We start from the raw sequence: 6,909 nt of genomic DNA, 5'->3' as shown, positions 1-6,909 counted from the left end.
GGGGGGCGGCGCCCCCCCCCCCCCCGGGCGCGGCCCGCCCCCCCCCCGCGGCGGGAGTCTACTGGATCACGTTCGACGTCTTCGCAATCATCGGGCCGACCGTCGGCGGGTTGGCCGCCGAGTATCTCGGTGCCCGGTGGGTGCTGGTGGGTGCGATCGCCATGCTCCTCGTTGGCCTGGGGCAGGCCAGCTACGCATGGCTGGTCACCCGCCGTATTCGATGAGCCTTGCTCGCTATGTATACCTGAGGATTTCGGATTGCCGTGAACGCACGATACTCCGAGAGGAACGCAGCGGGCCCCGCCCGGGTTCCTGTATAGCTCTCGGGATGCCTCTCACCTGGGATAACTGCCAAGGATGGCCACCTGGTGCAGCGGCAGTCGCCAATCTCGCAGGATATCTTGACATGGTGGCCACGCTGTATATTCTAGGTTAAAGAAGCATTATGTATACATTTCGCTTCTAGGCCACCATGACGGAGTGGGGGGCGCTCCGTTGCCACATCCATCGACCGGAGCACGACAGTGACCTACACCACGCCTGACGGCATACGTCTCTTCACGCGCGAGCACCCCGTCACAACCGACGAAGACCTCAGTTCCGACGCGTTCTGGGACCAACCCTTCGAGGTGCGCGACGAGACGTTCTCGCGGCTTCGGCGGCACGCGCCGGTCAGCTGGCACAAACCGCGATTCGCACCGGAAGCGGGCGACGAGCACCAGCAGGCCGGCTTCTGGGCGCTGACGAGGAAGGACGACATCTCGTTCGCCAGCCAGAACCATCAGATCTTCAGCTCCGACCAGCGCAACGGCGGCATCATTTGGCGCGCGCGTGACCTCAGCCGGCAGCCGGCGATCACGTTCATTGAGATGGATCCTCCCGAGCACACGCGGACCCGGCAGATCATGAGCGCCGCCTTCACGCCCAAGGCCGTCGGCCGGCTCAGCGCGAAGATCGAAGAGCGTGCTGAGCAGATCATCGACTCCGTCGCAGACCGAGGTGAGTTCGACTTCGTCACGGAGGTGTCCGCCAAGCTGCCGATGCTCACCGTCGCCGACCTCGTCGGGTTGCCCGAGAGCCTCGTGCACGCCTTCGCGGAGGCCGGCGACAACCTCGTCGGCGTGCAGGACCCCGAGTTCCGGCCCGAAGGTGTCGGCCCACTCGAGTACGCCCAGGAGCAGATCCGCATCCTCACGGAGATCGGGGTCGACCTCGTCGCGCACCGTCGCACCCATCCGTCCGACGACATCGCCACCGCGCTCGCGAACTTCGAAATCGATGGCCGCCCCCTGACCGTCGATGAGATCGGGCAGACGATGGTGCTTTTCAGTGTCGCAGGCAACGACACGACGAAACAGACGACATCGCGATCCGTGATCTCCCTCTGGCGCAACCCCGACCAGAAAGCCTGGCTCACCGAGGACTACGACAACCGCATCGCACAGTCCATCGAGGAGTTCGTCCGCCACGCCTCCCCTCTCATCCAGTTCGCGCGTACGGCGATGGAAGACGTCGAGATCCGTGGGCAGAAGATCGAGAGAGGCGACAAGGTCATGCTCTTCTACTGCTCGGGTAACCGCGACGAGGAGGCGTGGCCAGACGCCCATGTGTTCGATATTCAGCGCGAACGCGTTCCACACGTCGGATTCGGGGGAGGCGGCGTCCACTTCTGCCTTGGCAACGGGGTCGCCAAGGCTCAGCTGCGTGCGCTGTTCAAGCAGATCCTGACGCGCCTGCCGGACATGGAGGTCGGCGAGCCCGAGTTCCTGCGCAGCGACTCCATCAACGGCGTGAAGCGCCTTCCCGTGCGGATTGCCGCCTGATGCGCGCGGCAGTGCTCCGTGCACCCGACGCGCCGTTCCAGATCGAAGACATCGATCTCGGGGAGTTGCGTTCCGACGAGATCCTCGTCCGTATTGTCTCCAGCGGGATGTGTCACACCGATCTCATACTGCGCGACCCTTCACACAAGAAGGACTCCCGTCCCATGATCGCCGGCCACGAGGGAGCGGGAGTGGTCGAGCGGGTGGGAAGCGCCGTCACCCGCACCAGGCCAGGCGACCATGTGCTGCTCAGCTTCGACTCGTGCGGGTGGTGCTCACTGTGCCGCACGGGCAACCCGGCCTACTGCGTGCAGTTCGAGGCCCGCAATCTGACCGGGACGCGGGTCGACGCCACGACCTCGGCGGTGGATGCCGGTGGGGCGGAAGTCGTGAACCGCTGGTTCGCACAGTCGTCCTTCGCCGAGTACGCCATCGCAACGGAGCGGAATGCCGTGGTGGTCGCGAACGACCTGCCGCTGGAGCTGCTGAGCCCGCTGGGATGTGGACTGCAGACGGGAGCCGGTTCGGTCCTCAACGAGATGAAGCTCGGTCCGGGTCAGAGTCTGGCCGTGTTCGGCGCCGGTGCCGTCGGTCTCGCCGCTGTGATGGCTGCCCGGCTCTCCGGCGCCGGCGACATCGTCGTCGTCGATCTGCATGACTCGCGGCTCGCACTCGCGGAGGAACTCGGCGCGAGCCGGGTCGTGCGCGGTGACGCTCCAGACCTCATCGATGCCGTCAAGGGCGGGTCCAGCGGGTTCGACTTCACGTTCGAGACCACGGCCGTCACGAAAGTCATCACGACCGCCATCTCCGTCCTCCGCCGGCCGGGCAAAGCTGTCCTGGTCGGGGCCGGGGCAGGGCGACTGGATGTGCCACCGGCGCTCCTGACCGGCCGACACGTCACCATGTCGCTCGAAGGAGGTGCCGTTCCCCAGATTCTGCTCCCGAAGCTCATCGAACACTGGCGGGCGGGGAGGTTCCCGTTCGAGAAGCTCATCACGGCGTATCCATTGGCGGACGTCAATCTCGCCGAAGCGGATTCGCTGTCTGGCAAGGTCATCAAGCCCGTCCTTGTAATGGGTTAATCGCGAAGGAATTTGGAATGAACGTGCAGGATACGATTGCAGCAATCGAGGCCTTGACCGCGACATCGAACGGTACGGACCTCGTGACGAAGGAACGTTTCGACGTCGTGAACCCGGCGACGGGGAAGGTGTTCGCCAGCGCGCCCGCCGTCCGTCCTGAACAGCTCGATCAGGTGTTCGCGGACGCGCAGGCGGCGTTCCACCTGTGGAAGCGGGACGAGTCGGCGCGCCGTGACGCCATGCGACGGGCGGCAGACGTTATCGAGGCGACCGTCTCGACTCTCGCACGCATCCTCACGATGGAGCAGGGCAAACCTGTCGCGGAGGCAGGCAGCGAGATCCTGAGCGCCGTGCATTGGCTGCGCTATTACGCTGATCTGGAGTTGCCGCGCGAAGTCATCCGAGACGACGCGGACGGCTACGAGGAGATCTTCCGCAGGCCGATGGGTGTGGTGAGCGCGATCACACCCTGGAACTTCCCCGTCGGCCTCGCGATGTGGAAGATCGCTCCAGCCCTCAGGGCGGGGAACACCCTCGTGGTGAAACCGTCGCCGTACACTCCGCTCGCGACTCTCGCATTGGGGCAGGCGCTCCGCGGTGTCCTGCCTGATGGCGTCCTCAACATCGTCACGGGGCCCGATCCCCTGGGGGCGGCGATGGTGGCGCATCCCGTGCCGCGCAAGGTGAGCTTCACGGGCTCGACCTCTGTGGGGAAGAAGGTGGCGCTCGGGGCCGCGCCCGATCTCAAGCGCGTGACCCTGGAACTCGGGGGCAATGATCCGGCGATCATCCTCCCCGACGTCGATGTCGATGAGATCGCGCCACGTCTGTTCTGGAGCGCGTTCCGCAACAGTGGGCAGATTTGCGTCGCGGTCAAGCGCTTGTATGCGCACGAATCCATCAAACCCCGGCTTGTAGAGGCGCTCGGGGAGCTCGCCGCATCCGTGCGCATGGGCGACGGGCTGCAAGAGGGTGTCGAGCTGGGCCCCGTCAACAATCGTCCCCAGTGGGAGCGGGTCAATGATCTGGTGAACGACGCGAGATCACGCGGTGCCCGGGTGGTGGCGGGCGGCGAGACGGCCGGCGATGGCGGCTATTTCTTCCGGCCGACGGTCCTTGATGCCGTCGACGACAGCTTCCGCGTCGTGGCCGAGGAGCAGTTCGGGCCGGTGCTGCCGGTCCTGTCCTTCCGAGACGAGGACGACGTCGTGAGGCGGGCCAATGACAGCGAATACGGGTTGACGGCATCGGTCTGGTCGAACGACATCGAGCGTGCGGCCGGCATCGCCGCACAGATCGATTCAGGTCAGGTCGCCATCAATCAGCACGCGCGCGGGCTGGGGCCGCATCTGCCCTTCGGCGGGCACAAGTGGAGCGGGATCGGCGTGGAGAACGGGCCCTGGGGACTGTACAGCTTCACGGAGATGCAAGTCATCGCAGGTCCGGCGCGCATGACCGGCTAGCTGATTCGCGGAGGATCGTGGCGATGCGAGGCGTGAACGGGCCTGCCCGGGCGACGGGCCGATTTAGAATAGCCCTCGTGCGAGCGAGCGATGTGGCTTACGGGCAACTACGCCAGGAGATCATCGACTGGGTGTTGAAGCCGGGAACGCTTCTGGGAGAGATCGAGACTGCGGAGCGAGTCGGGGTCTCCCGAACTCCGATCCGCGAAGCCTTGACCCGTCTTGCGGCGGAAGGCCTCGTCACGACGTCCGGGCGGACGGCGATCGTTGCCCCCCTCTCGCGCAAACACGTCATTGAACTGTTCGAACTGCGCGAAGCGCTGGAGACCCAAGCGGCGCGACTCGCGGCGCGACGCCGGGACCCGGAGCGGTTCGCAACGCTCCTGGCGGAGTTTCGCCGTGGTCCGGATCCGGGGGAGGCGGTTGACCCGCGCCGTCCGTACTTCCTGTCGAGCGAACTGGATGCGGCGATCGACGAGGCGGCCGACAGCCAGTACCTGCGGTCAGCGCTCGAAGATGTCCGCGGCCAGATGGCGCGCGTTCGCTTCTACTCCCGATCGAACTCCGAACGGTTGCACCGCGCGACGCTCGAGCACATGCAAATCGTCGAGGCCATCCATAGCGGCGACGAGCTCTTCGCCTCGCAGGCGACCGCGGTCCACCTGCGCAACAGCTTGGCGAACGTCCTAGAGTCTCTACCCCTGTAGCTCGAGCCAGGGGTAGCGGGCAATCACACGGGCATCGTCGACGGCGGAAGCCGTGAGGGCGTTGCCGTTGGTGGGGCGGGGCGCCGGCACGGCGTGGCACGCCGGCTGACCGAGACGCGGATCGGACCGACGCATCGGGCCGATGCGTAACCACTGGCTTCTAGTATACAAATCCGGGTTCAAATCCACTCTTGCGCGGCATAACCGAGCATGTAACCCTAGCGTGAAGCGCTTCAGTATACATTCAGGCCGGCGTCGACGACGAATAGCGGTTCGCACGGTGAGCGGGAGTTCCCTGCGGGCTGGGTTCGACGACCTCGCAGTGGTTCTCGACCGGGCAGTGCCAGTCGAGGAACCGGGACACGCGAATAGTCGCACCCGACCGGCATTACTCCGAGAGGTCTCTCATATGCCAAAGACGACACAGCGGGGAACTCGCAAGCAAGGCAATCCGTGGCTGGTTCTGTTCGGAGCCGGCATCGCCACCGCCGTAGGACCGTTGCCGATCGTTGTGAACACGCTCGGGATCTTCATCATCCCGATCACCGAAGCCACCGGATTCGGCCGCACGACCGTCACTAGCGCCTACTCCGTCGCTGCGGTGGGCATGGCCATCGGCCTCATCATCGTCGGCAGACTGCTCGACAGGTACGCCGTGCGGTACATCTTGATACCGGCGTTCGTCGGGTTCTCGGTCTCCACGGCGATCATCGGGCTGATGCCGGCGAACCCCATCGCGTTCCTCGTGCCCTACTTCCTCCTTGGCTTATTCGGCGCGGGGACCTACACCCCGATCGTCAAGACGCTGGTGACCTGGTTCGACAACAAGCGCGCCCTGGCGATCGGACTCTCCGCAGGGTTCACGAGTCTCGGGGCGTCCCTCACGCCGATCATCGCCGGGGCACTCATCGGTCGGCTTGGATGGCAGATGGCCTACGCAACGCTGGCACTGATCGCACTGATCGTCTCGGTCTCGGTGATCACCGTGTTCGTGCGGGCCCGCGCCGAGCGCCACGTCCGCGGCCGGCTCGTCACCGAGACCGAGGACGACGGAAAGTCGGTGAGCCTGGAGTTGCCGGGACTGACGTTCGGCGAGGCGCTGCGCTCAAGGCACTTCTGGATGCTCACGCTGGCGCTCGGCGCGGTCGGGATCGCCATCGTCGGACTGCAGGTGCACCTCGTGCCCATGATGAGCGATCTCGGTCTGGACTCTGCGCAGGCAGCTCTTCTGCTGACCATCTATGCTCTGGCCAGCGTCGTCGGACGGGTCGGCGGCGGATTCCTGATCGATCGCATCCCCGGCACGATCATCGGGCCCATCGTGATCCTCGTTCCGGTCGTGGGGCTCTTCTTCCTTCACCCGCCCTTCGTCTCGGCCGCCGTGGCGGTGGCACTGGTCGGGGTGGCGTACGGCATCGAGGCCGACCTCGTCGCGTTCTTCATCACGCGGTATCTGGGCATGCGCGCCTTCGGGAAGGTCTTCGGACTCATGCAGTCGGTGTTCCTCATCGGCACCGGCTTCGGGCCGCTGCTGCTCGGCCTCGCATACGACAACTTCGGCACCTACGACCCGGTCTTCCCCATACTAGGCGGAATACTGGTCGCGTCCGCCATCACCATCGCGCTGCTCGGCAAGTACATCTACCCGGCCGTGGAGGGCTTCGATCAGGTGGCGGCGAAGGACGAGTTCGCGGCTTCTGAGCTGCTCAGCGAGATCGCGGAGGGCGAGGGCGAGCCCGCGCGAGATGCGCGGCCCGCGGCCATCGTCGGCGAGCAGAAGTCGTCGCTCAGCTGACCCGACCGACGTGGCCCGGCGCGGCGATGCCGCGCC

6 protein-coding genes are annotated in these 6,909 nt (G+C 65.6%); all 6 read left to right on the top strand.

The features are described from left to right. The coding region (locus ABZU75_RS44530; RefSeq protein ID WP_355568956.1) for a hypothetical protein at nt 1-224 on the top strand (224 nt) is incomplete at its 5' end. A 300-nt stretch (nt 225-524) separates the two neighbouring features. Continuing rightward, nucleotides 525-1,823: a cytochrome P450 gene (locus tag ABZU75_RS44525; RefSeq protein WP_355568953.1), complete on the top strand. Its 1,299-nt coding sequence runs from the start codon at nt 525-527 to the stop codon at nt 1,821-1,823. Continuing rightward, entirely contained in the window at nt 1,823-2,908 is a 1,086-nt protein-coding gene (locus ABZU75_RS44520; RefSeq protein WP_355568949.1) for an NAD(P)-dependent alcohol dehydrogenase, read from the top strand. The genes ABZU75_RS44525 and ABZU75_RS44520 overlap by 1 nt, the downstream gene beginning before the upstream one ends. A gap of 17 nt (nt 2,909-2,925) precedes the next feature. Further along, the gene (locus ABZU75_RS44515) at nt 2,926-4,371 is read left to right on the top strand and encodes an aldehyde dehydrogenase family protein (RefSeq protein ID WP_355568946.1); all 1,446 of its coding nucleotides are present in this window, start codon (nt 2,926-2,928) and stop codon (nt 4,369-4,371) included. A gap of 77 nt (nt 4,372-4,448) precedes the next feature. Continuing rightward, a complete protein-coding gene (locus tag ABZU75_RS44510; RefSeq protein WP_355568943.1) occupies nt 4,449-5,078 on the top strand; it encodes a GntR family transcriptional regulator in 630 nt (209 codons plus the stop codon). A 322-nt stretch (nt 5,079-5,400) separates the two neighbouring features. Then, complete coding sequence (locus ABZU75_RS44505; RefSeq protein WP_355568940.1) at nt 5,401-6,873, top strand: MFS transporter; 1,473 nt, start codon at nt 5,401-5,403, stop codon at nt 6,871-6,873. The last annotated feature ends 36 nt before the right edge of the window (nt 6,874-6,909 follow it).

This window comes from Streptosporangium sp. NPDC005286, from assembly GCF_040607515.1.
Lineage (GTDB): Bacteria > Actinomycetota > Actinomycetes > Streptosporangiales > Streptosporangiaceae > Streptosporangium.
This window is presented reverse-complemented; position numbering and strand designations above follow the sequence as displayed.